Source organism: Austwickia chelonae, assembly GCF_003391095.1.
Taxonomy (GTDB): Bacteria; Actinomycetota; Actinomycetes; order Actinomycetales; family Dermatophilaceae; genus Austwickia; species Austwickia chelonae_A.
Genome location: NZ_CP031447.1, coordinates 1,139,301 through 1,164,029 on the forward strand (window position 1 = coordinate 1,139,301; position 24,729 = coordinate 1,164,029).

Genomic DNA, 24,729 nt, shown 5'->3' on the forward strand with positions numbered 1-24,729 from the left:
GCCGGTGCTGGACGTAGGGTCGGATCATGTTTACGCCGCCCCGGGCCGCGACCCGCGATGATGTCCGCACACAGCACGGCGATCAGGTGAAGGACGAATTCGCGTGGTTCGCCGATACCTCCGATCCTGAGTTCCGTGCCTACCTGGAGGCCGAGAATGCCTATGCCGACGAGGTCATGGCTCCGCTGGCGGAGCTGCGTGAACGCATTGTTGGTGAGATCAAAGGCAGAGTGAAAGAGACCGATCTGTCTGTGCCGGTGTCATATCGCGGCTGGTGGTATTACTCCCGGACGCAAGAGGGGCATCAGTACGCAGCGGAATGTAGGGTGGCCGACATCCCTGGCGAGCCGATGCCTCGCCCGGAGCCGGGAGATCCTCTACCTGGTGAACAGGTGCTGGTGGACGGCGAGATCGAGGCAGCGGGGGCGGATTATTTTGCCTTGAGTGCCTGCGAGGTCAGCCCGGATACCGAGCTGGTGGCTTTCGCTGTGGATCGCTCGGGAGACGAGCGTTTCGATGTGGTGGTGCGTCGGATCGGTGACGGCGTGGTGGTCGACGAGATGCTCACCGGCGTCGGATACGGGCTGGTCTGGTCCGCCGATTCGTCCTACCTGGTCTACGTGCGAGTGGATGAGGCCTGGCGGCCACATGAAGTGTGGCTGCACAGGGTGGGGACTGATTCTGCACAGGACGAACTCCTGTTGACCGAATCGGACGAGCGCTTCTGGCTGGGGATCGGTCAGTCGCGGGACGAGCGTTGGCTAGTGGTCTCGGCAGCGTCGAAGACCACCAGCGAATGTTGGCTGGGAGATCTTGACTGCTCGCACCCCGAACTGGTTTCAGTGGCGGGCCGGAGGGAGGGCTTGGAATACGACGTCGAGCCAGACCGGGACGGTCTGTTCATCACCCATAATGCGACGAGTCCTGATTTTGGAGTTTCTTGGGCGCCTTGGAATGTCAGGCAGGAACTTGCAGGGGCCGAGGTCCGTCCTTCGGCTCCTGAGGAGGAATGGGTCCCCTGGCTGTCGCCGCGTCCAGGGGTCCGTTTCCTGGGGGTGGATGCCTTCGCGGAGCAGGTCGTGGTTTCTCTGCGCGAGGGAGGGCTTCCTTCGTTGAAGCTCGCGCGTCGCCAAGGCCAGGTGATGGCGGTGTGGGAGGACCTGCTTTTGTTGGCGCCGCAGGAGGAATTGTTCTCGGTCTCCTTGGCGCAGAACCCCTCCTGGGAGGCCAGCGCTCTTCGTGTTGCCTACGAGTCCTTCGTTACGCCGAAGACTTTGGCTGAGGTGCAGGTTGCTGATCTCTCCTGGACGGTGTTGAAACAGCAGGAGGTTCTGGGCGGTTATCGTCCGGAGTGTTATGTGCAGTCGCGGGAGTGGGTGACTGCCGAGGACGGGACCGCAGTGCCACTGTCGATCGTTCGCCGGTCAGGTGTTGAGGCGGATGGTACCGCGCCGGCTTTCCTGATGGCTTACGGGGCTTATGAGGTCAGCCTGGATCCGTGGTTCTCGGCGCTGCGATTGTCGATGCTCGATCGTGGGGTGGTCTTCGCCGTTGCGCATGTGCGTGGAGGGGGCGAACTGGGACGTTCTTGGTACGAGCAGGGTCGGTTGACTGCGAAGCCAACAACTTTCTCGGACACGGTTGCCTGTGCGCGGCATCTGCATGACCGGGGTTGGGTGGCACCGGACAGGCTCATCCTGCAGGGGGGGTCTGCCGGTGGCTTGACGGTAGGGGCTGCGATGAATGCAGCGCCGGAGCTGTTCGCGGTCGTTCATGCAGACGTGCCTTTCGTCGACCCCTTGACGTCCATGTTGGACGATTCCTTGCCGTTGACGGTGGCCGAGTGGGAGGAATGGGGTAATCCTGCCGCGGATCAGGAGATCTACGCCTGCATGAAGGGCTACTCGCCCTACGAGAATTTGCAGCAGGTTTCCTACCCGGCGATTTTGGCAACCACGAGTTTGAACGACACCCGGGTGTTGTGCGCTGAGCCAGCTAAGTGGGTGGCGCGTCTACGCGCCTTGGGTGTGAAGGGTCAAGCGCCGATCCTGTTGCGTACCGAGATGGTGGCTGGCCATGGCGGGCGTAGTGGACGCTACGACGCCTGGCGGCAGTATGCCTATGAGACGGCTTTTGTGCTGAGTCGGGTGGGTGTCACGGACTGACCGGTAGCCCGGTGTGCGGCCGAGGCGGATGTCGGTTCTCTGCCTCGGCCGCACGCCTCTGGTTTCTTCTCTAAAAAAGTGATATCACTTTGCTATCACTTGATGATGACCGGAGGCCGCTGTGAGCGCAGAACAAACTGTTGAGACCCCCTCGACAACGTCACCTGAATCAACATCTCTCGGGCCGGGGGCCGCACCGCCCGCCAGCGCTCCGGTGGGGCACGCCGGCATCCGCATCGATGTCGCCGAACGACAGGCGATGGTGCTGAACGGTTTTCTCGGTCTGCTCTTGGCGCTCCTCGCTGTTGTTGCCGGGGCTGCTCTCTTCTTCAACGCTTTACCGAAGGGGCACAGCGCTCTCGCAGGTGCCGGAGCAGTACTGGCGTGTTCCTCGCTTTTCCTGTTGACCACCCTGACCGTGATTCAGCCGGGACAGACCACGGTGATCCAGTTCTTCGGCCGGTACATCGGCACCGAACGACGGGCAGGGTTGTTCATGCTCATCCCCCTGTGCAAGCAGAGAAAGGTCTCGGTACGAGTCAACAACTTCGAGACCTCGGAGCTGAAGGTCAACGATTACGACGGTAATCCCATCGAAATTGCGGCCATTGTGGTCTGGCAGGTCGCGGATACCGCGAAGGCTGTCTTTGCGGTCGAGGACTATCGCAACTTCATCCGTGTGCAGTCAGAAGCTGCGCTACGTCACGTGGCTACCTCTCACCCGTACGACGACCCCAAGGGTGCAGGCACTTCCTTGCGAGGCAGCACGGATGTAGTTTCTGCTGAACTCGCCCATGAGGTCGCTCAACGTGTTGCTGTCGCGGGACTGGAGATCGTGGAGGTTCGTATCAGCCATCTCGCCTATGCTCCGGAGATCGCTGGCGCAATGCTCCAACGGCAACAGGCCGGAGCCGTCGTGGCTGCCCGTTCACAGATCGTCGAAGGAGCGGTGGGCATGGTCGAGCTAGCCCTTGCACAGCTGGAAGAAGAGGACATCGTGGTTCTCGACGACGAACGCAAGGCCGCTATGGTGAGCAACCTGCTTGTAGTGCTCTGTGCCGAGCAGAAAGCCACACCTATCCTGAATGCAGGAAGTCTGTATTCCTAAGTCATGTGTGCGGGGGCGCGTCGGCCCTCGCACACACCTTGTTTTGGACGAACTTTTCCCACTGTTGATCAGGGAGGACTGTGACCCCCCGCGCAGAGCGTAAACAGGTCCTTCTGCGTCTGGATCCGCAGACTTACGATGCCGTTGCCAAATGGGCAGCCGATGATGTCCGTAGTGTCAACGCCCAGATCGAGATCCTGCTCCGCAGGGCTCTCGAATCGGCGGGCAGATCACCTCGAATCAGCGCGCCGATCCCCCGTCGAGGGCGTCCCCGCAAGACGGAGGAATGACTGCGGGCCCAGACTCGCTTGATGGGTGCTCTTGGATCGTGTCATCACCCCTCGGGACACCAGTTCTACTGTCAGAAAGACTGCTACCGACTGACTGGCCAAGATCCCGGCCAGAACGACCAGTTGTAATGCAGCTGCCTGTTGCGGAGAAGCACCCCCCAGCAAAGTTCCTACGAAAGCACCGGGCAGGGTCACCAGCCCTACGGTTCGGGTCTGGTCCAGGGCGGGGACGAGCGCCAGCCTCGCAGTGCGGCGTGCCACCAGTAGGGCAGCTTCCCGAGGAAGGAACCCTAACGCGAGCGCAGCTTCGACCTGTCCTCGACGTTCCTCGAGGGCATCCAGGGTTCTCTGACCGGACAGAGTTACGGCCGTCATGGCATTGCCGATGAGGATGCCAGCCGTGGGGATGATCGAGATCGTCTGCATCGGAAGTAGGCCTACTGCCAGGAGGAAGGCGGTGACTGGAAGCCCGCCGCAGGCCACTGGCAATAGTGCTGGCCACCACGACGAGACGCGAAGGCGTCTTCCTGCGGTGAACGCGCCCACTGTCACCATGATGATGATGAACAGGCAGGTCAGTGGCCATGAACCGAGTACTCCGGCTACCACTATGCCGACCGCGCCCAGCTGCACCGTTGCCCGCCCTGCCGCCAGGATCTCTTCGCGGCCGTTGCCCAATCCGCAGAAGAAACGGAGAGCTCCGCTGAACGCTGCGAGCACGAAGACGGCCAGGAGCAGGCGGAGGTAGTCCGGACCGTCTTCCAGGTGGATCAGGGCATCCGTGGGTAAAAGGGGCACTTGCGTATTCTCCTCCTGCTGGGAAAGTCTCCTGCTTGGCGGATCGTTCCGGAGCGTGGTCGTCGAGGCGATCTGCCCGGACCGTTTTCTAGAATGACCTCGTGATCTCCCGAATTGATTTGCGCGGCCGGGAACTTGATGCCCGCGCACTGCGCGAGGCGCTTCCGCGCGCCGACTACGACATGGACGACGCTCTCGACGTCGTTCGCCCGATCTGCGAGGACGTCCGCACTCGTGGAGCTGAGGCGGTACGGGAATACGGTCATCGGTTCGATGGTGTCACGCCTCCTCATCTTCGGGTTCCACCCGAGATCTTGAGCGCTGCTCTCGAAAATCTGGACCTCGACGTTCGGGCAGCTCTGCAGGAGTCGATTCGGAGGGCTCGGATCGTACATGCGGAGCAGATGCGTGCACCGCACACCACTCATGTGGTTCCAGGCGGAACGGTCTCTCAGCGTTGGTTGCCGGTCGAGCGTGTGGGGCTGTACGTGCCAGGGGGAGTGGCCGTCTACCCCAGTAGCGTGGTGATGAATGTTGTTCCGGCGCAGGTCGCCGGGGTTGATTCACTGGCTGTGGCGAGCCCTCCGCAACGACAGAACATGGGGGAGTTCATCGGATACCCGCACCCGACGGTCTTGGCTGCCTGTGCACTGTTGGGCGTCGAAGAGGTCTACGCAGTGGGCGGGGCGCAGGCGGTGGCGATGTTCGCCTATGGCGCGCGCGAAGAGGACGGCTCTCAAGTATGTCAACCGGTTTCCTTGGTGACCGGTCCGGGGAATGTCTACGTGGCCTCAGCGAAACGCGCCCTACGCTCAGTGGTGGGTATCGATGCGGAGGCCGGCCCGACTGAGATCGCGATCCTGGCTGATGACACCGCGGATGCCGAGCATGTTGCCGCTGACATGATCAGCCAGGCTGAGCACGACGTCCTCGCGGCCTCGGTCTTGGTCACGGCAAGTGAGTCCTTCGCGGATGAGGTGGCTTCCGCCGTACAACGCCGTGCGGAACAGACGAAGCATCGTGATCGAGTTGTCAAAGCTCTGAGCGGGCGGCAGTCGGCGATCGTTCTGGTCGACGACCTTGACGCAGGGCTGCGGGTGGTGAACGCCTACGGTGCTGAACATTTGGAGATCCAGACCGTGAATGCAGCCCAGGACGCGCGTTTCGTGACCAATGCTGGCGCTGTCTTCATCGGTTCCTATACCCCGGTGAGTCTCGGCGACTATGCAGCAGGGTCTAACCATGTCCTGCCGACGAGCGGGACCAGCGCTTATGCTTCAGGGCTTTCGGTGCAGTCTTTCCTGCGTTCGGTGCAGTTCATCGAATACACCAAGGACGCCTTGGAAGAGGTTGCGGAGAGTGTGGTCTGTTTGGCCGAAGCCGAGGATCTGCCGGGGCATGGAGAAGCTGTCCTGGCGCGGAGAGTGACCATCTCGGACGAAACCGATTTTTCAGGAGAGCCTCTCGAATCGGATCCCGCTGTGTCGATGATGGGTTCTCTCTCACAGGGTGGGGCGAGGGCCGAGGAGAAGGAGTGAGCGCCTCGTCATCGGCGGAACTTGCTGTTCTGCTGCGCCCGGAGCTGCGTAACCGTTCGGCCTACGGTGCTCCCCAGATAGACGTGCCCGTTCTGCTGAACACCAACGAGAACTCTTATGCGGTACCTGATCTGGTGGCCAGGGCCATGGCTCGAGACATCGAGCTGGCCGCATCGACCCTGAATCGCTATCCAGACCGTGAGTTCTCTTTACTGAGAGAGGATTTAGCGAGCTATCTCACTCGGACGAGCAGTACTTCGATCCTGCCGGAACAGGTGTGGGCGGGCAATGGATCCAATGAGGTTCTACTGCACGTGGTTCAAGCTTTCGGGGGTCCGGGACGGTCGTTGATGGCTTTCGTGCCGTCCTATTCGATGTATCCCAATTACGCTTTAAGTACCGGTACGAGATGGATCCAGGGGTCCCGGGGAGTCGCTGGCGCGGGTCGTCATGACCTCGGCGTGGAGGACGTGGTCCGACAGGTGGAGGAAGCCCGCCCCGACATCGTGATGATCGCCTCGCCGAACAACCCCACTGGTACCGCAGTCGATCTGCGAGTCATCCAAGCGGTCTACGACGCAGCGCCTTGCGCAGTAGTCGTGGTCGATGAGGCCTATGCGGAATTCTCTAGAGCAGGAACAATATCGGCGCTTTCCTTACTCCAAGGTCGCCCTCGTCTGGTGGTCAGTCGCACGATGAGTAAAGCTTTTGCTCTGGCGGGTGGTCGGCTGGGCTACCTTGCCGCAGATACAGCACTCGTGGATGCCTTGCGATTGGTGCGGATGCCTTACCATCTGTCGACGGCTACTCAAGTGATCGCACGCACTGCACTGGCGCACGCTGACCTGTTGCTGGCTGAAGTCGAGGCGCTGAAGGAACAGCGGGACCGGATTGTCGACGAGACTCTTGCCATGGGCTTGAAACCGGTGCCCTCGGATGCCAATTTTGTTCTGGTTGATGGTTTTAAGGATGTAGGGGAGGCATGGCAGGCTCTTCTTGACCAGGGGGTTCTGGTCCGTGATGTAGGCCTGCCAGGCTGCCTGCGGGTGAGTGCAGGGACGCCTGCCGAGGTGACGGCATTCTTGAAGGCATTGCAGACATACCTCTCGTCATCGCGGACCGAGCGGTGTTTCCCGGAGACCGATGAAGAACGGACGACCCCATGAGCGACACATCAACCACGCCCGCCGCTCGAGTGGCGCAGATTCGACGGGAGACCCTGGAGAGCCGTATCGACCTTGAGGTGGACCTCGACGGATCGGGAGCTTCGGAGATCTCGACGGGTGTTCCGTTCTATGACCATATGTTGATCAGCTTCGCCAAACACAGCCTGATTGATCTGCGGATCGAGGCGGTCGGCGATGTGCATATCGATGCGCATCACACGGTTGAGGACGTGGCGATTTGTCTCGGAGACGCCATCTCTCAAGCGTTGGGAGACAAACGGGGGATCAGCCGCTTTGGCGATGCCGTCGTCCCGCTCGATGAAGCTTTGGTCCAAGCTGTCGTCGATGTGGCTGGTCGACCCTACTGCATGCACACCGGGGAGCCTGAAGGGCAGCAGTACGTCATGATCGGCGGGCATTTTGTGGGTTCGCTCACCCGGCATGTCTGGGAAACACTGGCTCATCACGCACAAATCGCTTTGCACGTTCGGGTATTGGGTGGCAGGGATCCCCATCACATCGTGGAAGCGCAGTTCAAGGCGGTTGCTCGTGCGATGCGCGCAGCCCTGTCTCGTGATGCGAGGGTGACCGGCGTGCCCAGTGCGAAAGGGTCGCTGTGATGCGTCACTTTTCCTGGCCCGAGGCGCGGGCCTTCTCTTCCGTTCGGCGACAGCGGCATCTAGCGCTGCTGTCACCGATCGATCGCTGTCACGGTGGAGGAGAGCGTCGATGACCTCTGGTTCGAGGCACGTGGTGGTGCTTGATTACGGGAGCGGGAATGTTCGTTCGGCGGTGCGGATGCTGCAACGAGTTGGAGCTGAGGTCTCCTTGACCGCAGATCCTGATCAGGTACTCCAGGCTGATGGCCTGGTCGTGCCCGGTGTTGGTAATTTTCACGCGTGCATGACGGGGCTTTTCCGAGCGGGCGCAGCGGGGCTCATCGACCGCCGTCTGTCAGGGGGGCGCCCGGTTCTGGGCATCTGCGTGGGGATGCAGGCCATGTTCGAGGGGTCTGACGAGCCTTCGAAAGAGAAACGGCCTGGGTTGGGGCAATGGCCTGGCAAGATCCAGCGGTTGCCTTCAGCGATAGTGCCGCACATGGGGTGGAGCAGCGTGAGGCCAGGAGAGGGTAGTCAACTGTTCGCCGGTGTGCAGGATGAGTTGTTCTATTTCGTGCATTCATACGCGGCTTTGGAGTGGTCATTGCGACAGGAAGGTCCGTTCTCTGCGGTCGCTCCTACAGTGACATGGGCTGAACGCGAGGCGCCTTTCGTGGCTGCGGTGGAGAATGGTCCGTTGTGTGCAACCCAGTTCCATCCGGAGAAATCCGGGGACGCGGGTGCTCATCTGCTGCGTAACTGGTTGAGCATGTTGTAGTTGAGGCTTTGCCCCGAGATTTGCCCGTGCGTTGATCGTGTGTCGAACGAAAGGTCCCAGATGACTGCCACTCCTGCATCCACAGAGCTCCAGCTGCTGCCTGCAGTGGACATCGTTGGTGGGCAGGCCGTTCAACTTGTGCAGGGAGTCGCTGGCACCGGCGGAGAGTTCGGTGATCCTTATGAATCAGCGATGCGTTGGCAGCGGGAGGGCGCCCAATGGCTGCATTTGGTGGACCTTGATGCCGCTTTCAGCCGAGGAAGTAATTACGATCTGATCGCTTCGATCATCGAACGCTTGGACCTCCAGGTAGAGCTTTCTGGTGGGATTCGTGACCAGGAAACCTTGGATCGTGCGTTGGCGACTGGTTGCCGTCGGGTGAACATCGGCACTGCCGCGTTGGAAGACCCAGAGTGGACGGCTCGGGCTATCGCCGAGCACGGTGACCGGGTCGCCATCGGTCTGGATGTGAGAGGCGAGACTTTGGCTGCCCGAGGCTGGACCAGCGAGGGCGGTGACCTCTGGGAGACTCTGAACCGTTTGGATGCAGAAGGATGCTCTCGATACGTGGTGACTGATGTGAAGCGTGACGGGATGTTGTCCGGCCCCAATGTGGAGTTGCTGCGCGAGGTCTGCGCGAGGACTAACCGTCCGGTGATTGCCTCCGGCGGAGTGTCGACTTTGTCTGACATCGAGTCCTTACGCGAGTTGGTACCGGTGGGGGTCGAAGGCGCTATCGTCGGTTCGGCGCTATATAAGGGGGCTTTTTCTCTGCCCGAGGCCTTGGCCACAGCAGGCACTGTGCAGTGACGCGTCGACTGGAGAACGGCGGCGTGGGGGCAGCAAGCGCGATGAGCCTGTCGGACACTCACGGTGTTCCATGGTCAGGCCGCTCTTTGTCGCCTTCCCCGTTCGCTGGGGACGAGGGGACGGCCGATCCGCAGCTGGTGAGGGCACTGGCTGCAGTGGGTGTTGCCGAAATGGCAGAGCGTGCTCGGGCCGAAGCGACAGCAGTCGAGATCTTGTCGGCATCTCGCTTGGTGGTTCCCTTGCTGGCGATGCCGGAGTCTGGAAGTGGAGCGAATGTTGGTGCCATGGCGACAGCTCTGCTGATGGCGCCAGACGGCACTAAGGCTTTGCCGCTTTTTACCGGGGTTGACGCATTGGCTTCCTGGGATCCTCGGGCAAGGCCGGTGCCGATGACGGCGGCTCAGGCTGCGGAAGCGGCCTTGAGCGAGGAGGGATGTCACACCGCTGTGGTCGATGTGGCGGACTCGCATGGGATGGTGCTGCGCATGTCCCAGTTGTGGTCCTTGGCATTGGGGGAGGCCTGGGTGCCAGCCGATCAGGATCCGGTGGTGTGTCGAGCAGCGGCGAATGCTGCAGAGAGCGTACACGGTGTACATGCTGTGATGGTGGTTGAAGGGTGGGGCGAGCTTCCGGGCGCGCTTCGGCTAGAGGTGGAGATTCTCCCCGGGATCGTCGAGAGCCAGGTCGCTGCGGCTTTGGTGGCAATTGGTGAGAGATTGTCTGCTGACCCTGATGTCCGCCGTCGAATCGATGACTTGTCCGTGAAGGTCATTCGCCTGGGGTAGTGAGTTTCTTTGGCTTCTGCTGCGGTGTATTCCATCACCGGGCAATGCCGGGGTTATCCGGCATGCTGGCTGGGATAATGGTGGTATGCCTCTGACTCCCTATGTCCGTGTTCTGCGGGAGAGCCGGATCGGGATCACAGTGCTGTTGGGCTTGCTGGTTCGGACTCCGGTGGCTGCTTGTGGTGTTGTTCTGACCCTGCATGTGGTGGCGATCGGGCGTTCCTACGCCGAAGCTGGGGTCGCGACGATGCTCCTGACCGCAGGGGTGGCGCTTTCTGGTCCCTGGCGTGGCCGACTACTGGACAAGGTTGGCTTGCGTAGAACGGTCTGGCCTTCCCTCGTGGTGTTGATGGTCTGTTGGTCGGTGGCACCTCATCTGAATTACATTTCCCTGTTGGCGCTGTGTTTGTTCGCTGGGATGTTCACGATTCCGTCCTTTTCCATCATTAGGCAGGCGGTGATTGCGGCTGTTCCTCATCGGGATCGGCGCACGGCATTGGCGATGGATTCTGTGGCGGTAGAGATTTCGTTCATGCTGGGGCCCTTGCTCGGGGTTTGGGCAGCTACTGCGTGGGACACCGGCAAGGTCTTGGGCGGGGTGGGGCTCGCCGGAGTTGGCGCTGGCCTGGTGATGTGGTGGGTCGATCCTCCGTTGCGTAGTACCCGATCAGAGCAGGAAATTTCTTCTGCTTCGGGGGATGGTCTCGATCAGTGGTTCACTCCGAAGGTTGCAGTGATCTGCATGGTGGCAGCGGCGACGACAATTGCTTTGTCCGGCACGGATATCGCAGTGGTCGCTGCAATGCGGGAATGGGAACGTACTGCGCAGGTGGGATGGGTGCTGGCCTTGTGGTGTGTCGGATCTTTGGTAGGAGGCCTGGCTTATGGGCTGTCTTCTCGGCCGATACCGTCGTTATGGCTTTTGCTGGCTTTGGGCGCGGTGACTTTTCCGGTGGCATGGGCCCGTGACGTGGCCACGCTCGCTGCATTGGTTGTCGTGGCTGGCCTGCTGTGCGCGCCGACGACAACAGCGATGGTGGACGAGCTGACTCAGGTTGTTCCAGAGCGTTTTCGGGGAGAAGCAATGGGGTGGCATGCTTCTTTCCTGCAGATCGGCTCTGCACTGGGCGCTCCGATAGCTGGTGTGGCGATCGACCGGGGCGGCTTCGGTGCTGGTTTTATGGCGGTGGCGCTGACGAGTACGGGTATCGCAGTGCTGGGGATGGTGGCGTCCTGGGTTCGCCGTCGTGGCTATGTGGCTGCTTCGAGCTGACGAGGATGATTCGCTGAAAAAGCTTTCTGACTGATATCCTGCTGCAGAAGATCGTGTCGTGCGCTGTTAGGCATTCGACACGAGAAGAAGAGAGGTCGGCTCAGCCGCTTCCACCTGCTTCGGCTCCAGAGTCGACGGGTTGATCTGGAAGTTTCCTGTCCCCTGTGGCAGGAGTAGATGTCATTTCGCTGCAGCATGGCTGCTCGTGGGCGGGTGAGATTTCTTCTGGAAGGTGAGCTGGGCTTCTCGCATACGACGGACGCGGGAGGCCCTTTCTGTGTGCGTCGCCCCTGATAACTAAGCAGTTTGAGAGAAGGAGCGCACCATCAGCGAACCGCGCATCAACGACCGCATCCGCGTCCCGGAAGTGCGGCTCGTCGGGCCTAATGGGGAGCAGGTCGGCATCGTCCGCGTGGAGGACGCCCTGCGACTCGCCGCAGAGGCGGATCTGGACCTGGTCGAGGTGGCACCGATGGCCAAACCCCCGGTCGCAAAGTTGATGGACTTCGGGAAGTACAAGTACGAAGCTGCCCTGAAGGCCCGTGAGGCTCGGAAGAACCAGGTCAACACGGTAATCAAGGAGATCAAGCTTCGTCCGAAGATCGATCCTCACGACTATGAGACCAAGAAGGGACACGTCGTCCGCTTCTTGTCAGCTGGTGACAAGGTCAAGGTCACAATCATGTTCCGTGGCCGCGAGCAGTCCCGCCCCGAACTTGGTTTCCGTCTACTGCAGCGTCTGGCCCAGGATGTCACCGAGCTCGGCTTCGTCGAGAGCTCACCGAAGCAGGACGGCCGCAACATGATCATGGTGCTCGGTCCGACCAAGAAGAAGGCCGAGGCCAAAGCGGAGCAGCGCAAGCGCCGTGACGACGCTGAGGCTGCGAAGAACGCAGCTCGTGGTCCTGAGAAGCACAGCGCCCAGGAGCCCGTGGACACGCCTGCCGAGGTCTCGGAAGAAGGCGTTCCGGTGGCAGCTGCTACCGGGTCCCCCAACTCTGGGGCATGAGGCCGGACTGACGCAGGTCACGGTTTTCCTGCCCACTCACCCCTGTCACGCAACGGTGTGTCAGGACGTACGACGAAGGAGAGTCGGCGCGATGCCGAAGAACAAGACGCACAGCGGCGCCAAGAAGCGTTTCCGTCTCACGGGGACCGGAAAGGTCATGCGCGAGCAGGCGAACGGCCGTCACCTGCTGGAGCATAAGTCCAGCAAGTACACGCGGAGCATCGCCGGCGACCTCGAGCTCGCCAAGCCGGACGCTAAGAAGATCAAGAAGCTGCTGGGCAAGTAAGCCCACCCGCCATAACCGACCACTGCACCGTGCGGTCTGTTTTCGTCAGCGCTTTCCTGCGTAGCGAAGATCGCCGGTTCGACATGCAAGGAGCAATCACGTGGCACGCGTGAAGCGGGCAGTCAACGCCCAGAAGAAGCGTCGCGTCGTCCTGGAACGAGCGAGCGGGTACCGCGGACAGCGGTCCCGTCTCTACCGCAAGGCCAAGGAGCAGGTCCAGCACAGCCTTGGTTATGCCTACCGTGACCGCCGGGCCCGCAAGGGTGACTTCCGTCGCCTGTGGATCCAGCGCATCAACGCCGCGGCGCGTGCGCACGGCATGACGTACAACCGCTTCATCCAGGGCCTCAAGGCTGCTGAGATCGAGGTAGACCGTCGCATGCTGGCCGAGATGGCGGTGAACGACGAGCCTGCTTTCGCGGCGCTGGTGCAGATCGCAAAGCAGAACGTCCCCGCTCAGACTTCTGACGCGGCCTGATTCCTCGACCGGAAGCACTCTCTGGTTTGCGGATGTCTTCGATGCCAGAGCGCCGGGAACGCCCTGTGCTGTCCAACCCTCGCAGCGAGCGAGTGAAGACAGTTCGGGGGCTGTCCCGGCGTTCTGCGCGTATGCGCAGCGGTTACTTCCTCGCGGAGGGGCCGCAGTCGGTGCGGGAAGCAGTCCTGCATCGGCCTGATGTGATCGTCGATTTGTATGTCGGTCATGAAGAGTCGGACGATGCGTTGTGGAAACCGATTGTTGACGAAGCCTTCTCTGCAGGGGTTGAGGTGCGCCTCGTCAACCGGGCTGTCCTCAGCGCGATGTCAGACACTCCGTCGCCGCAAGGAGGATTGGCTGTCTGCCGGCAGCTGGATGTGACTTTGGAGTCGGTGCTGGCTCAAAAACCGAGAGCTTTGTGTGTGCTGACTCATGTCCGAGACCCCGGAAATGCTGGCACTGTGCTGCGGGGAGCCGACGCCACTGATATTGACGCAGTATTCCTGACCGAGTGCAGCGTCGATCTCTACAATCCGAAACTTGTGCGATCGACTGCAGGTTCTCTCTTCCACGTTCCCGTGGTCACCGGGATCCAGGTCGATGGGCTCTTCGCAAGCTTGCGAGCAGCAGGAGTGACCTTACTGGCTGCAGACGGTAGAGGGGACACCTCTTTGTACGACGCGGATCTTCAGGTGCCGCATGCTTGGATCTTCGGCAATGAGGCCTGGGGGCTGACTGATGAGATCCGGGTAGGTTGCGATGACGTCGTCAAGGTTCCGATCTACGGACGAGCTGAGTCATTGAATCTGGCTATGGCGGCCACCGTGTGCCTCTACGCTTCTGCCTCCGCTGTGCATGAGCGAGGTCTCCCGCAGTAGCTACGCGATATTCTCAGGTCGTGGTGATCCAGCCGGAAGCGCACCGGGACGAGGTCCTTGCGCAGATGCCTGACGGGGTCGTCGTCGTCGGTGCGGATCGGGCGGTGACACAGGTCAATCCCCGAGCGGTCCGCTTGATCGGACGTGGCTCCATGGAACTTGTCGGTCGACCGGTCACGGAGGCCTTGCCGTTGATCGAGCCGACGGGGCGCTCATGGTGGTCGTGTATCGATCCATGGTCAGGTTTGGCCACTCGCACCGGACATCGAGAGCGGATGCTGCTTTTGCCCGGGCGCGGTGAGATGTTGGTGACGATGAGTTTCGTCCGTGCGGAGAGGTCTGGTCCGGTCGAACGAGTGATCGTTATGCTGCGCGATGCGAGCCAACGGCGCCGTCATGAATCGGGGACAGCGGAGTTGGTGTCGATCGTGGCGCATGAGCTGAGATCTCCGTTGTCCAGTATCAAAGGGTTCTCCGGAACCTTGTCCAGACAGTGGGAGAGGTTCACCGAGGATCAGCGAAGACTGATGGTGGAGACCATTGCCACCGATAGTCAGCGGCTCTCCCGGTTGCTGAACGAGCTGCTGGACGTGTCTCGTCTCGACGCAAGTCGGCTGAGGGTCTCTCTGCGTCCATTGGACGTACGTCAGGTCATCGGCGCGCATGTGACCCGTCTGGTTGCCGGAGGGCATGACCGTTCCCGATTTTCTTGGGAGGAAGCAGACCTGGGTCGCCTTGAGGTGTGGGCTGACGCAGATCGTCTTGATCAGATCTTGGCGAACCTGATCGAGAACGCTTTACGCCATGGTGCCGGAACGGTCCGCGTCACCACAGAGGTCCTATCTGATATCGATGGTGAGCCGTCCTCGGTTGCGGTGGCGGTCAGTGATGAAGGCGAGGGTATCGACCCTGAGCTCTACCCCTTGATCTTCGACAAGTTCTGGCACGGGTCTGCCCGGGGCAGCACAGGGTTGGGCCTTTATCTGGTGAAAGGCTTGGTGGAGGCACATGGGGGGCAGGTCGAGGTCGACCGCGCGCCGACCGGCGGTGCACTCTTCCGTTTCACACTTCCGCTGCGCGAACCGTCACATATGTCATGAGCGCTGGTCTTTTCTGCCGCTAACGAGGCTCGGGTGCAAAGGGTCTTGTCGTTCTCGATGTCGCGTCGTGGTGCAGGTGCTGGCTAGGATCGACTCCGTGTCAGGACCGAACAAGCAGTATGACCCCGTCGAGGTAGCCGCTCTCGCACCCGAACAGATCGAGAGCGATTTAGCTGCTGCCTTGGAAGCGATAGCTGCCGCTCAGGATCTTGACGAGCTTAAACTTGCTCGTCAGGCCCATGCTGGTGATAAGAGTCCATTGGCTCTGGCCAACAGGGAGATCGGAGCGTTGCCTCCGAGCGCCAAGGCCGAGGCTGGCAAACGGGTTGGCCAAGCACGCGGCCGGGTGGGCGCTGCGTTGAAGGCACGGCAACAAGAACTTGAGAATGAGCGGGATGAACGGATCCTGGTGGAGGAACGGATCGACGTCTCGGTGGTGTCGCCCTATCGCCGGGTCGGAGCTCGCCATCCGATCAGTCTCGCCGTGGAGCGTATCCAGGACATTTTCGTGGGTATGGGCTGGGAGATCGCAGACGGTCCGGAGATCGAAGCTGAATGGTTCAACTTCGACGCGTTGAACTTTGCTCCTGATCATCCGGCCAGGCAGATGCAAGACACTTTCTTTCTCGATCCGCCAGGGTCTGGTCTGGTACTGCGGACACACACGTCACCGGTACAGGCGCGGACCATGCTGCACTTGGATTCCTCGCTGTTGAAGCGGGATCTTCCTGTCTATGTCGCAGTACCCGGTCGGGTATACCGCACTGATGAGTTGGATGCGACTCATACCCCGGTGTTTCATCAGGTCGAAGGCTTGGCTGTGGACAAAGGGCTCACGATGGCGCATCTGCAGGGAACCTTGGATCACCTGGTCAAAGCACTCTTCGGTCCCGAGGCCCGGACCCGTTTGCGTCCATCGTTCTTCCCCTTCACCGAGCCCAGTGCCGAGATGGACCTCTGGTTCCCACAGAAGAGGGGTGGAGCTGGATGGATCGAGTGGGGCGGTTGCGGGATGGTGAACCGCAATGTGCTCTCGGCCTGTGGTGTCGACCCTGATGTGTATTCAGGTTTCGCCTTCGGCATGGGGATCGATCGTACGGTCATGCTCCGTAACGACGTACGGGATATGCACGACCTCGTTGAAGGAGATGTGCGGTTTTCCGCGCAGTTCGGGATGGAGATCTGATGCGCGCGCCTACGATCTGGCTTGCAGAATTGGTCGGTCTGGAGCAGACCCCTGCCGGCACCGATGTGGCGGCCGACTTGGTAAAGGTCGGGCTGGAAGAGGAAACTATCCATACCGGTGAAGTGTCCGGTCCTCTGGTCGTGGGTCGGGTTCTGGACAAGACGGACGAGCCGCAGAAGAACGGTAAGACCATCCACTTCTGCCATGTTGACATCGGTACCGAAACACCGCAGGAGATCGTGTGCGGTGCACATAATTTTGAGGCAGATGACCTGGTCGTCGTGATCCTACCTGGTGGCAGGCTCGGGGACTTCGAGATCGGGGCCCGGAAAACTTACGGGCACATGTCGGCAGGAATGATCTGCTCAGAGAAAGAACTAGGGATTAGTGAGGAGCATGACGGGATCATCGTCCTGTCGGAGTTCTTCGCTGGAGATGACGCGCTTCTCGCCTCGCTTGAGCCAGGTCAAGACGCCTTGGAACTGATGGGGCTGACCGAGGAAGTCGTCGAGGTCAATGTCACCCCGGATCGTGGGTATTGCCTCTCTATGCGGGGAATTGCGAGGGAATACGCCTTGTCGACCGGTCGTGGAGTGGCTTTTCAGGATCCAGTCGTCGAGACCGACGGTCTTCCGGTAAGCAACGATGAAGGCTATGAGGTTCGCCTCGTCGATGAGACCCGGATCCACGGCGTGGCAGGCTGCGACCGCTATGTAGCCCGGATGGTCAGTGGCATCGATGTGGCCGCGCCGACACCTCCATGGATGAAGCGTCGGCTTCGTCAAATGGGGATGCGGCCGGTCAACGTGGTGGTCGATGTCACCAACTACATGATGCTGTTGACCGGGCAACCGTTGCACGCCTTCGACTTGGATGAGTTGGACGGGGCAGTTGAAGTCCGGCGAGCTCGTGAGGGCGAGTCCTTGGCGACTTTGGACGGTGTCGAACGCACATTGCACCCCCAGGACTTGTTGATCACGGACGGGGGATCTACCCCGTTGGCGATCGCTGGCGTCATGGGCGGGCAAAACAGCGAAGTGAGTCTTTCAACCACCAACGTTCTGGTGGAATCAGCGCACTTCGATCCGGTCAGTATCGCGAGAAGCTCTCGTCGACACCAGCTTTCCACGGAAGCTAGCCGTCGTTTCGAACGAGGCGTCGACCCTGCCATCACCGCTGTGGTTGCAGATATGACGGTCCGGATGTTGCTTGATCTGGCTGGCGGACAGCTCGATCCCGGAGTGACGGACATCGACCGGCGGGAAGGGCGTTATGAGATCACCTTTGATACCGCGCAGGCCTGGCGCCTGATCGAGCCGGGCAACCCGTTGACCTCGCCGATTCCGGAAGGGTTGGGGCACCAGGATGTCGTCATCGCCCTACGGGGTTTGGGCTGCGAGGTCGAGGAGATTACCGAGCCAGCGGCGGATGCCTTCGGCCATGTACGGGTGTTGCCTCCGTCCTGGCGTCCTGATCTGTGCAACGGTCCGGACCTGGTTGAGGAGATCGCCCGGCTGCGTGGTTACGACCGGATCCCCTCCATCCTTCCGGATGCGCCTGGTGGGCGGGGGCTGACCAGAGGGCAGACTGCGGTGCGTACGACAAATGCGACCTTGGCGTCCTTGGGGCTCACCGAAGTCTGGTCGTATCCCTTCGTGTCGGAGGGGCTCTTCGACGAACTCGGCTATGAAACGGATGATGAGCGCCGGAATGCAGCTCGGATCACGAACCCGTTATCGGACGAGGCACCACTCCTGCGCACCTCGATTCTTGACTCCCTGTTGGGAACCCTACGACTGAACGTGAACCGGGGTTCGAAGGACTGTGCTCTATTCGAGACAGGATTGGTCTTCCGGCTTGCTCATGATCTGGTTTCTGCGCCGGTTCCTGCTGTGGGGATCAAACCTGACCAGGAGGTACTCGATGAGATCGTCTCAGCGGTACCTTCCCAGCCACGGCATGTCGCTTTTGCTATGACAGGGGCTTCTGAGCCCGAAGGCCCTTATGGGGCAGCAACGCCGTGGACTGCACCTCAGGCAATCAGTCTGGCGATCTCGCTGGCCAGAGTGTTCGGTGTCGTCGTGATGCCGGAGGCAGAGGTCGGGAAAGCGCCTTGGCATCCTGGACGGTGTGCTCGCTTGGTAGCCGCTGACGGAAGCGTGATCGGTTACGCCGGTGAGCTGCATCCGAAGGTGTGCGCGAGATTGGGAATACCCGCTCGTTCCTGTGCAGCGGAACTCGACCTTGATGAGTTGTTGTCCTGTGGCGGCGATCCGGTTCAGGCTTCGGCGTTGTCGACCTATCCGGTGGCTCGTACGGATGTGGCTCTCGTCGTCGACGAGGACACTCCTTCAGCGGCGGTGGAGTCTGCCCTGCGAGCTGGGGCTGGTCATGGGTTGGAGTCGGTGGAGCTGTTCGATGTCTATCGTGGCGAGCAGGTTGAGCAGGGACAGAAGTCTTTGGCCTATCGACTCACCTTCAGGGCCGCGGATCGGACGTTGACCACCGATGAGGTGAGCGGAGCCAGGGATGCAGCTATTTCGGCGGCTGCTCAAGTAACAGGCGCTGTCCAGCGTGGGTGAACGATCTCGAGTGGTGGTGGTCACCGGTGCTTCTCGCGGCATCGGTGACCATCTGGCCGCTGCGTTCGTGGCAGCGGGCGATCTGGTTGAGGGCTGTTCTTTGCACGGCAAAGCGTCGGGGGCCGAGCCCCACCTAAGAGGTTTTTCGCTGACGGCTGTGGATGTGACCGATGCCCAGGCGGTTGCCGATTTCGTATCGGCGGTCGAGGAAAGGCATGGACGTATCGATGTTCTGGTCAATAACGCCGGAGTGATCGACGACGAGGTGCCTTTGGAGTGCTCTACCCCTGATCAGTGGTGGCGTACGGTGGAAGTGAATCTTAGGGGGCCTTATCTTTTCACCCGAATGGTGTTGCCTGGGATGCTGGCTGAAGGTTCTGGTCGGATCATCAATCTCAACTCTGGGGCAGCGATGCGCGCTGGAGATGTCGCGTCGGCTTATCACGTTGGGAAGGCTGCTTTGGCCCGGATCACCGGCTCGACGCATCTTTCGGGGAATGGTCGGGGAGTTCAGGCTTTTGACTTGATGCCGGGTGTCGTGCGTACTGATATGACCTCATCGATGCAGGCTCATGACGGACGTACGGAGTGGACGACTCCGCAGCAGGTGTGCGAGTTGGCCTTGGCTTTGGCCAGCGGGCGTCTGGATTCATGGTCAGGTTGTTTCGTGCGGGCAGGGGTGGACAAGGTCGACGACTTGGTTTCGGTGGCTGCGAGCGGTGTAGGTGGAACGGCGCGACAGCTGAATCTGACTTCTTATGGCAAAGGCGATCCGGTCGTCGGTTGAGAGTGTCCGCTAGCTGAGGGAACCGCCGACTCTCGGTGAATAACTTTACAATACTGTGTATATTCATCCGCATGAGAGTTGCGGTTGCAGGTGCCAGCGGTTATGCCGGGGGGGAAGTGATCCGCCTCCTGCTGGGGCATGCTGAATTCGAGGTAGGTGCGCTGACCGCCTCTGCCAGCGCAGGTAGCACCCTGGGAGAGCATCATCCACACCTCTTTCAGCTGGCAGACCAGATCCTGAAGGGCACAACCCCAGAGTCCTTCGAAGGACATGATGCTGTGGTCCTGGCTTTGCCACATGGATTCTCTGCTTCACTCGCAGCTGATCTCCCCGCAGACCTTGTCATCATCGACTGTGGCGCAGATTTTCGGCTGACAGATCCTGATGCATGGGAGCACTATTACGGCACTCCGCATGCTGGTTCATGGAGCTACGGACTGCCGGAACTTCCGACGGCGGGGGGCGGACGACTCCGCTCCGAACTAGTAGGACAACGCCGCATCGCAGCTCCTGGGTGCTATCCGACTGGGATCAGTCTGGCTTTGGCGCCGGGGCTGGCAGCTGGGCTTCTCGACCCTGCTGACATCGTTGTCGTTGCTGCCTCGGGCACTTCTGGCGCAGGAAAGGCGCTCCAAACTCACCTTCTGGCTTCTTCGGTGATGGGGTCAATGTCCCCTTACGGAGTCGGAGGATCTCACCGACACGTTCCCGAGATCGAACAGAATCTGTCCAGAGCTGCGGGAGCACCCGTATCTGTCTCGTTTACTCCTATGCTCGCGCCAATGCCTCGAGGCATCATCGCTACCTGCACAGCACGGCTGTCAGCTGGGATTTCACCGATCGGGTTGAGACGAGTATGGCAAGAGATCTACCAGGACGAGCCTTTCGTCCGGTTACTTCCTGAAGGTGTCTCGCCTTCCACCGGAAGCGTTCTGGGAAGCAATGTTGTGGCGATGCAACTGGCCTATGACGAGCGTGCTGGACGGGTCGTCGTGGTAGCTGTGGAGGACAACTTGACGAAAGGGACAGCGGGTGCCGTTGTGCAATGTCTCAATTTGGCATTCGGTATCCCGGAGGACACCGGTCTGTCTACGACGGGAGTAGCACCGTGAGTACCGCACACCAGTTCTGGCATCTGACTATGCACGAGTGTCCGGTCAAGATTGCTCGGCTCGACCCTGGGAGCGCGGTTCCTCAGTGGGCTCGAAGTGGACACCCCCTGACCTCGGTCACCTGGAATGCCAAGGAAACCTCGGTGATTGCGGCAGCAGACGAGGTTCCCATCGGGGTAGTCCAAGCGGGGCCTTTCCACGCCTTCGAGATCGAGGGGCCTCTTGATTTCACCTTGACTGGCGTGTTGGGAGGGCTGCTTGCCCCACTCGCGAGGGAGGGCATAGCTGTCATCACCCTGTCCACCTTCGAGACAGACTGGATCTTGATCCCGGTCGATCAGTCGGATCAGGCTGCCACTGTCTGGCGCTACAACGGTCATACGGTCGACACAGACCCACAGGTGAGGACGGCGCCTCCCAACGATGTACTTCTGGAGCATCCTGATGTCGAGGGGGAAGTATGAGCGTTACTTTCCCGGCGGGTTTTCGTGCTGCAGGTGTCGCAGCAGGGATAAAGCGCTCAGGTGCCCTGGACGTCGCGCTCGTGGTCAATGATGGGCCGAAGCGGTCTGCCGCGGGAGTTTTCACCACCAACCGTGTAGAAGCCGCTCCTGTCACGTGGAGTCGTCAGGCGCTCGACGACGGCCAGGCGTCGGCTGTGGTCCTCAACTCAGGATGCGCTAATGCCTGCACCGGTTCTCAAGGTCCCCAAGATGTGAAGGCCACGGCTGATCACCTGGCAGGCCGCCTGGGCTGCACATCGAGTGATGTCATCGTATGTTCCACGGGGATGATCGGCGAACTGCTTCCGCTCTCGGTGTTATTGAGCGGCATCGATGCCGCGGTCAGTTCCTTAGGAGCTGGGGGAGGGCCAGCGGCAGCCGAGGCGATTATGACGACCGATACGGTCGCCAAACAGGCTCACTGTTCAGAGGGTGGGTGGTCTGTCGGGGGAATGGCCAAAGGTGCGGGAATGCTGGCCCCAGGGCTGGCTACCATGCTGGTAGTTCTGACGACTGATGCCCAGGTTGACGCCCCAGGGCTCGGTTGTGCGCTTCGGGAGGCGACCCGCCGGACATTTGACCGACTCGACTCCGACGGGTGCATGTCGACGAATGACAGCGTGGTTTTGCTGGCCTCCGGGGCTTCGGGAATCGAGCCTTCGATGCAAGATCTCAGCAGGGCGTTGTTCGAGGTGTGTTCGGATTTGGCTCGACAGTTGATCGCCGATGCGGAGGGCGCGCGACACGACATCGCGATTACGGTCGAACACGCAGCGTCGGAGAGCGAAGCGACTGAGGTGGCCCGGGCAGTGGCTCGGAGCAATCTGTTCAAATGCGCTGTTTTTGGCGAGGACCCCAACTGGGGCCGAATTGTTGCTGAGGTCGGAACGACGCGAGCGACATTCGATCCAGACGACCTTGATATCTCGATTAATGGTGTGCAGGTGTGTCGGGGGTGCGCACCCGGAGAGAGCAGAACTGAAGTCGACATGTCTCTTCGTGAGGTCACCGTTCTCATTGATCTGAAAGCCGGCTCTGCGGAGTCCACGGTCTGGACCAACGACCTTACTCACGATTATGTCCACGAGAATGCGGTCTACAGCACATGAATGGCGTCGGAGGAAGGAAAACGGAGAAAGAGTGGTCTGCTGAGGAAAGGTCAGATGCGGCCTTCCAGCACCTACGGACCCTGCGTGACCAGGCGTCCTTGAACCGAGCTGCCGAGAAAGCCCATGTCTTGGTCGGCGCACTTCCATGGCTGGAGCGTTTTCATGGCTCCTTGGTCGTGGTCAAGTACGGCGGCAATGCTATGTCCTCAGATCGACTGAAGAAAGCTTTCGCTCAGGACATCGCTTTTCTACGCTACGCAGGTCTTCGTCCGGTAGTGGTCCATGGTGGTGGTCCTCAGATCGGCGTGATGCTCGACCGACTCGGCTTGCCTTGTGAGTTCAAAGCAGGACTAAGGGTGACCACTCCTGAGGTGATGGATGTGGTGCGCATGGTGCTGATGGGGCAGATCGGCAGAGAATTGGTAGGTCTTCTCAATGAGCATGGGCCGATCTCGGTGGGACTCTCTGGCGAGGATGCCGGATTGTTCGAGGGTCGGCGGCGTTCTGTCATGGTCGAGGGGGTGCCGGAGGACATTGGTCTGGTGGGCGATGTGGTGGGGGTCAACCCTTCGGCGGTGCTCGACATCATCGAGGCAGGGCGTGTTCCGGTGGTCTCGACCATCGCGCCTGATATCGAACGGGATGGGGTTCTGAATGTGAACGCGGATACGGCTGCAGCCGCGTTGGCTGTGGCCTTGTCCGCGCGCAAGCTGGTGGTGCTGACGGATGTCGAGGGAGTTTACGCCCGCTGGCCAGATAAGACTTCGCTGCTTTCTCGTCTGGATCTCACCTCGGCTGAGGAGCTGATGGGGTCAGTGGGTACAGGGATGCTTCCCAAGCTTGAGGCCTGTGTGCGGGCCGTGCGCGGAGGAGTTGGCAAAGCACATGTGATTGATGGTCGTCGGCCGCATTCATTGTTGGTGGAGATCTTTACCGGCGAAGGTGCAGGCACGATGATCGTTCCTGACGAGACAGAAGGAGGAGCTGGTGGATCAGATGGTCCGTGAGGAGTTCTTCCGAAGGTATGGACAGTCGTTGCTTCCGGTATTCGGCAAACCTCAGCTTGTTGTGTCTCATGGGGTTGGTAGCCGTTTGTGGGATATAGACGGAAAAGAATACTTGGACCTCTTGGCTGGTATTGCAGTCAATGCTTTGGGGCATGCGCATCCGGCTTTGGTCGCTGCGCTTTCTGAGCAGGCGTCGAAGCTTATTCATGTCAGTAATTACTTCACCTCTACGGTTCAAGTTGAGTTGGCAGAGAAACTCCTTGAGCTTGCTGAAGCGCCAGAGGGATCAGCTGTCTTCTTCACTAATTCTGGGACGGAGTCAGTGGAAGCAGCGATCAAGCTGTCACGGCGTACAGGACGTACGCGGATGGTGGCTGCGGAGGGTGCTTTCCATGGTCGTTCGACTGGCGCTTTGAGCTTGACGCACCGGCGGGAGTACCGGGATCCCTTTGAACCATTGTTGGGGTCAGTGCAACATGTGCCTTTCGATGACGCACAGGCTTTACGTGCGGTTTTCGCCGATGACTCTGCTCCGGTCGCAGCTTTATTCCTGGAACCTATTCAGGGAGAAGCCGGCGTGATCCCGGCATCACACAGCTATCTACGTCTGGCTCGGGAACTATGTAGCAGACACGGCGCTCTTCTCATCTTTGATGAGGTGCAGTCTGGAATGGGCCGGACTGGGCGCTGGTTCGCGCACCAGTGGGCGGAGGTGACGCCGGACGTCATGACCCTGGCCAAAGGACTGGGCGGCGGGATGCCCATAGGAGCGATGCTGACTTTTGGTAGGTCAGTGACGGGGCTGCTTTCTCAGGGACAACACGGCACAACATTTGGTGGCAATCCACTTGCGTGTGCAGCAGGTAACGCGGTGATTGAAGTACTGCAGCAGAAAGGAATGCTGGAACGAATCTGCAGCCTCGGTGACGAGTTGAAAGAACGGCTGATCGACATGGGATTGCCACGAATCGTCGAGGTTCGTGGACAAGGATTACTGCTCGGGATCGGTCTTGGTGATGCTGAAGCGCGCTCGCTCGCTGACGATCTGCTGGCAGAGGGGTGCATTGTTAATGCACCGAATCCGTACACCCTGCGGATCGTGCCTTCGCTCTTGTTGAGCCGCGAGGATGTCAGCTTGTTCGTCGAGACCTTCCGCCGAGTACTCCTGCGGGACGTCAAACGATGAAGAAGGGAGCTGTTTGCAGCCAGACGTTGACCAGATCGGCGCAGGGCCGGCCGGGGGATCCGGTGGTTTGGCATCAGCGGTTTCGTGTGATTGTTGACCTGCTGGGTACCCTCCGGTACCTGGTCGTGGGTGGAGGTAGGAGGTGCCCACGCATCACGGCTTCCGTGACTTTCACCGTTCGATGAGGAGAGATTTC

Annotated in this window: 23 protein-coding genes; 22 read left to right on the forward strand and 1 reads right to left on the reverse strand. The window is 60.4% G+C overall.

Annotated features, from left to right (window positions below):
• Positions 1-26: 26 nt before the first annotated feature.
• Positions 27-2,165, forward strand: coding sequence for a S9 family peptidase (locus DX923_RS05020; RefSeq protein WP_116113143.1), 2,139 nt, complete (start codon positions 27-29; stop codon positions 2,163-2,165).
• Between the two features lie 121 nt (positions 2,166-2,286).
• Entirely contained in the window at positions 2,287-3,273 is a 987-nt protein-coding gene (locus DX923_RS05025) for an SPFH domain-containing protein (protein WP_116113145.1), read from the forward strand.
• 230 nt (positions 3,274-3,503) lie between these two features.
• Here DX923_RS05025 and DX923_RS05035 read toward each other — a convergent pair whose 3' ends face one another.
• Positions 3,504-4,361, reverse strand: a complete 858-nt coding sequence (locus DX923_RS05035) for an ABC transporter permease (RefSeq protein WP_116113147.1) — start codon at positions 4,359-4,361, stop codon at positions 3,504-3,506.
• Between the two features lie 101 nt (positions 4,362-4,462).
• Here DX923_RS05035 and hisD point away from each other — a divergent pair, with 101 nt between their 5' ends.
• The 20 genes from hisD (at position 4,463) to DX923_RS05135 (ending at position 24,533) form a co-directional block, all read left to right on the forward strand.
• Complete coding sequence (gene hisD / locus DX923_RS05040; protein ID WP_240322760.1) at positions 4,463-5,899, forward strand: histidinol dehydrogenase; 1,437 nt, start codon at positions 4,463-4,465, stop codon at positions 5,897-5,899.
• Entirely contained in the window at positions 5,896-7,065 is a 1,170-nt protein-coding gene (locus DX923_RS05045) for a histidinol-phosphate transaminase (protein ID WP_116113149.1), read from the forward strand. The genes hisD and DX923_RS05045 overlap by 4 nt, the downstream gene beginning before the upstream one ends.
• Positions 7,062-7,685: an imidazoleglycerol-phosphate dehydratase HisB gene (hisB, locus tag DX923_RS05050; protein ID WP_116113151.1), complete on the forward strand. Its 624-nt coding sequence runs from the start codon at positions 7,062-7,064 to the stop codon at positions 7,683-7,685. Before DX923_RS05045 ends, hisB begins: the two co-directional genes overlap by 4 nt.
• Positions 7,686-7,794: 109 nt before the next feature.
• Entirely contained in the window at positions 7,795-8,442 is a 648-nt protein-coding gene (gene hisH / locus DX923_RS05055; RefSeq protein ID WP_116113152.1) for an imidazole glycerol phosphate synthase subunit HisH, read from the forward strand.
• A gap of 60 nt (positions 8,443-8,502) precedes the next feature.
• A complete protein-coding gene (gene priA, locus DX923_RS05060; protein WP_116113154.1) occupies positions 8,503-9,252 on the forward strand; it encodes a bifunctional 1-(5-phosphoribosyl)-5-((5-phosphoribosylamino)methylideneamino)imidazole-4-carboxamide isomerase/phosphoribosylanthranilate isomerase PriA in 750 nt (249 codons plus the stop codon).
• Positions 9,249-10,037: an SseB family protein gene (locus tag DX923_RS05065; protein ID WP_162872791.1), complete on the forward strand. Its 789-nt coding sequence runs from the start codon at positions 9,249-9,251 to the stop codon at positions 10,035-10,037. The genes priA and DX923_RS05065 overlap by 4 nt, the downstream gene beginning before the upstream one ends.
• Before the next feature lie 85 nt (positions 10,038-10,122).
• Positions 10,123-11,310, forward strand: coding sequence for an MFS transporter (locus tag DX923_RS05070; protein ID WP_116113157.1), 1,188 nt, complete (start codon positions 10,123-10,125; stop codon positions 11,308-11,310).
• 367 nt (positions 11,311-11,677) lie between these two features.
• A complete protein-coding gene (gene infC, locus DX923_RS05075) occupies positions 11,678-12,319 on the forward strand; it encodes a translation initiation factor IF-3 (protein WP_240322761.1) in 642 nt (213 codons plus the stop codon).
• A 91-nt stretch (positions 12,320-12,410) separates the two neighbouring features.
• Positions 12,411-12,605 (forward strand): 50S ribosomal protein L35, encoded by a 195-nt coding sequence (gene rpmI / locus DX923_RS05080; protein ID WP_006501203.1) that lies wholly within the window; start codon positions 12,411-12,413, stop codon positions 12,603-12,605.
• 100 nt (positions 12,606-12,705) lie between these two features.
• Positions 12,706-13,083 (forward strand): 50S ribosomal protein L20, encoded by a 378-nt coding sequence (gene rplT / locus DX923_RS05085; RefSeq protein WP_116113160.1) that lies wholly within the window; start codon positions 12,706-12,708, stop codon positions 13,081-13,083.
• A gap of 41 nt (positions 13,084-13,124) precedes the next feature.
• A complete protein-coding gene (locus tag DX923_RS05090; RefSeq protein WP_116113162.1) occupies positions 13,125-13,961 on the forward strand; it encodes a TrmH family RNA methyltransferase in 837 nt (278 codons plus the stop codon).
• A 20-nt stretch (positions 13,962-13,981) separates the two neighbouring features.
• The gene (locus DX923_RS05095) at positions 13,982-15,061 is read left to right on the forward strand and encodes a PAS domain-containing sensor histidine kinase (protein ID WP_116113163.1); all 1,080 of its coding nucleotides are present in this window, start codon (positions 13,982-13,984) and stop codon (positions 15,059-15,061) included.
• Positions 15,062-15,158: 97 nt separating this feature from the next.
• Entirely contained in the window at positions 15,159-16,247 is a 1,089-nt protein-coding gene (gene pheS, locus DX923_RS05100) for a phenylalanine--tRNA ligase subunit alpha (protein WP_116116166.1), read from the forward strand.
• Positions 16,247-18,829: a phenylalanine--tRNA ligase subunit beta gene (gene pheT, locus DX923_RS05105; protein WP_116113165.1), complete on the forward strand. Its 2,583-nt coding sequence runs from the start codon at positions 16,247-16,249 to the stop codon at positions 18,827-18,829. Before pheS ends, pheT begins: the two co-directional genes overlap by 1 nt.
• Positions 18,822-19,616 (forward strand): SDR family oxidoreductase, encoded by a 795-nt coding sequence (locus DX923_RS05110; protein ID WP_116113166.1) that lies wholly within the window; start codon positions 18,822-18,824, stop codon positions 19,614-19,616. The genes pheT and DX923_RS05110 overlap by 8 nt, the downstream gene beginning before the upstream one ends.
• Before the next feature lie 71 nt (positions 19,617-19,687).
• A complete protein-coding gene (gene argC / locus DX923_RS05115) occupies positions 19,688-20,728 on the forward strand; it encodes an N-acetyl-gamma-glutamyl-phosphate reductase (protein ID WP_116113168.1) in 1,041 nt (346 codons plus the stop codon).
• Entirely contained in the window at positions 20,725-21,192 is a 468-nt protein-coding gene (locus tag DX923_RS05120) for an ACT domain-containing protein (RefSeq protein WP_240322763.1), read from the forward strand. The genes argC and DX923_RS05120 overlap by 4 nt, the downstream gene beginning before the upstream one ends.
• Positions 21,189-22,340, forward strand: a complete 1,152-nt coding sequence (argJ, locus tag DX923_RS05125; RefSeq protein ID WP_116113170.1) for a bifunctional glutamate N-acetyltransferase/amino-acid acetyltransferase ArgJ — start codon at positions 21,189-21,191, stop codon at positions 22,338-22,340. Before DX923_RS05120 ends, argJ begins: the two co-directional genes overlap by 4 nt.
• On the forward strand, positions 22,337-23,347 hold the full coding sequence (gene argB / locus DX923_RS05130) for an acetylglutamate kinase (protein WP_116113171.1): 1,011 nt from the start codon (positions 22,337-22,339) through the stop codon (positions 23,345-23,347). Before argJ ends, argB begins: the two co-directional genes overlap by 4 nt.
• Positions 23,337-24,533 (forward strand): acetylornithine transaminase, encoded by a 1,197-nt coding sequence (locus tag DX923_RS05135; protein ID WP_162873097.1) that lies wholly within the window; start codon positions 23,337-23,339, stop codon positions 24,531-24,533. The genes argB and DX923_RS05135 overlap by 11 nt, the downstream gene beginning before the upstream one ends.
• The last annotated feature ends 196 nt before the right edge of the window (positions 24,534-24,729 follow it).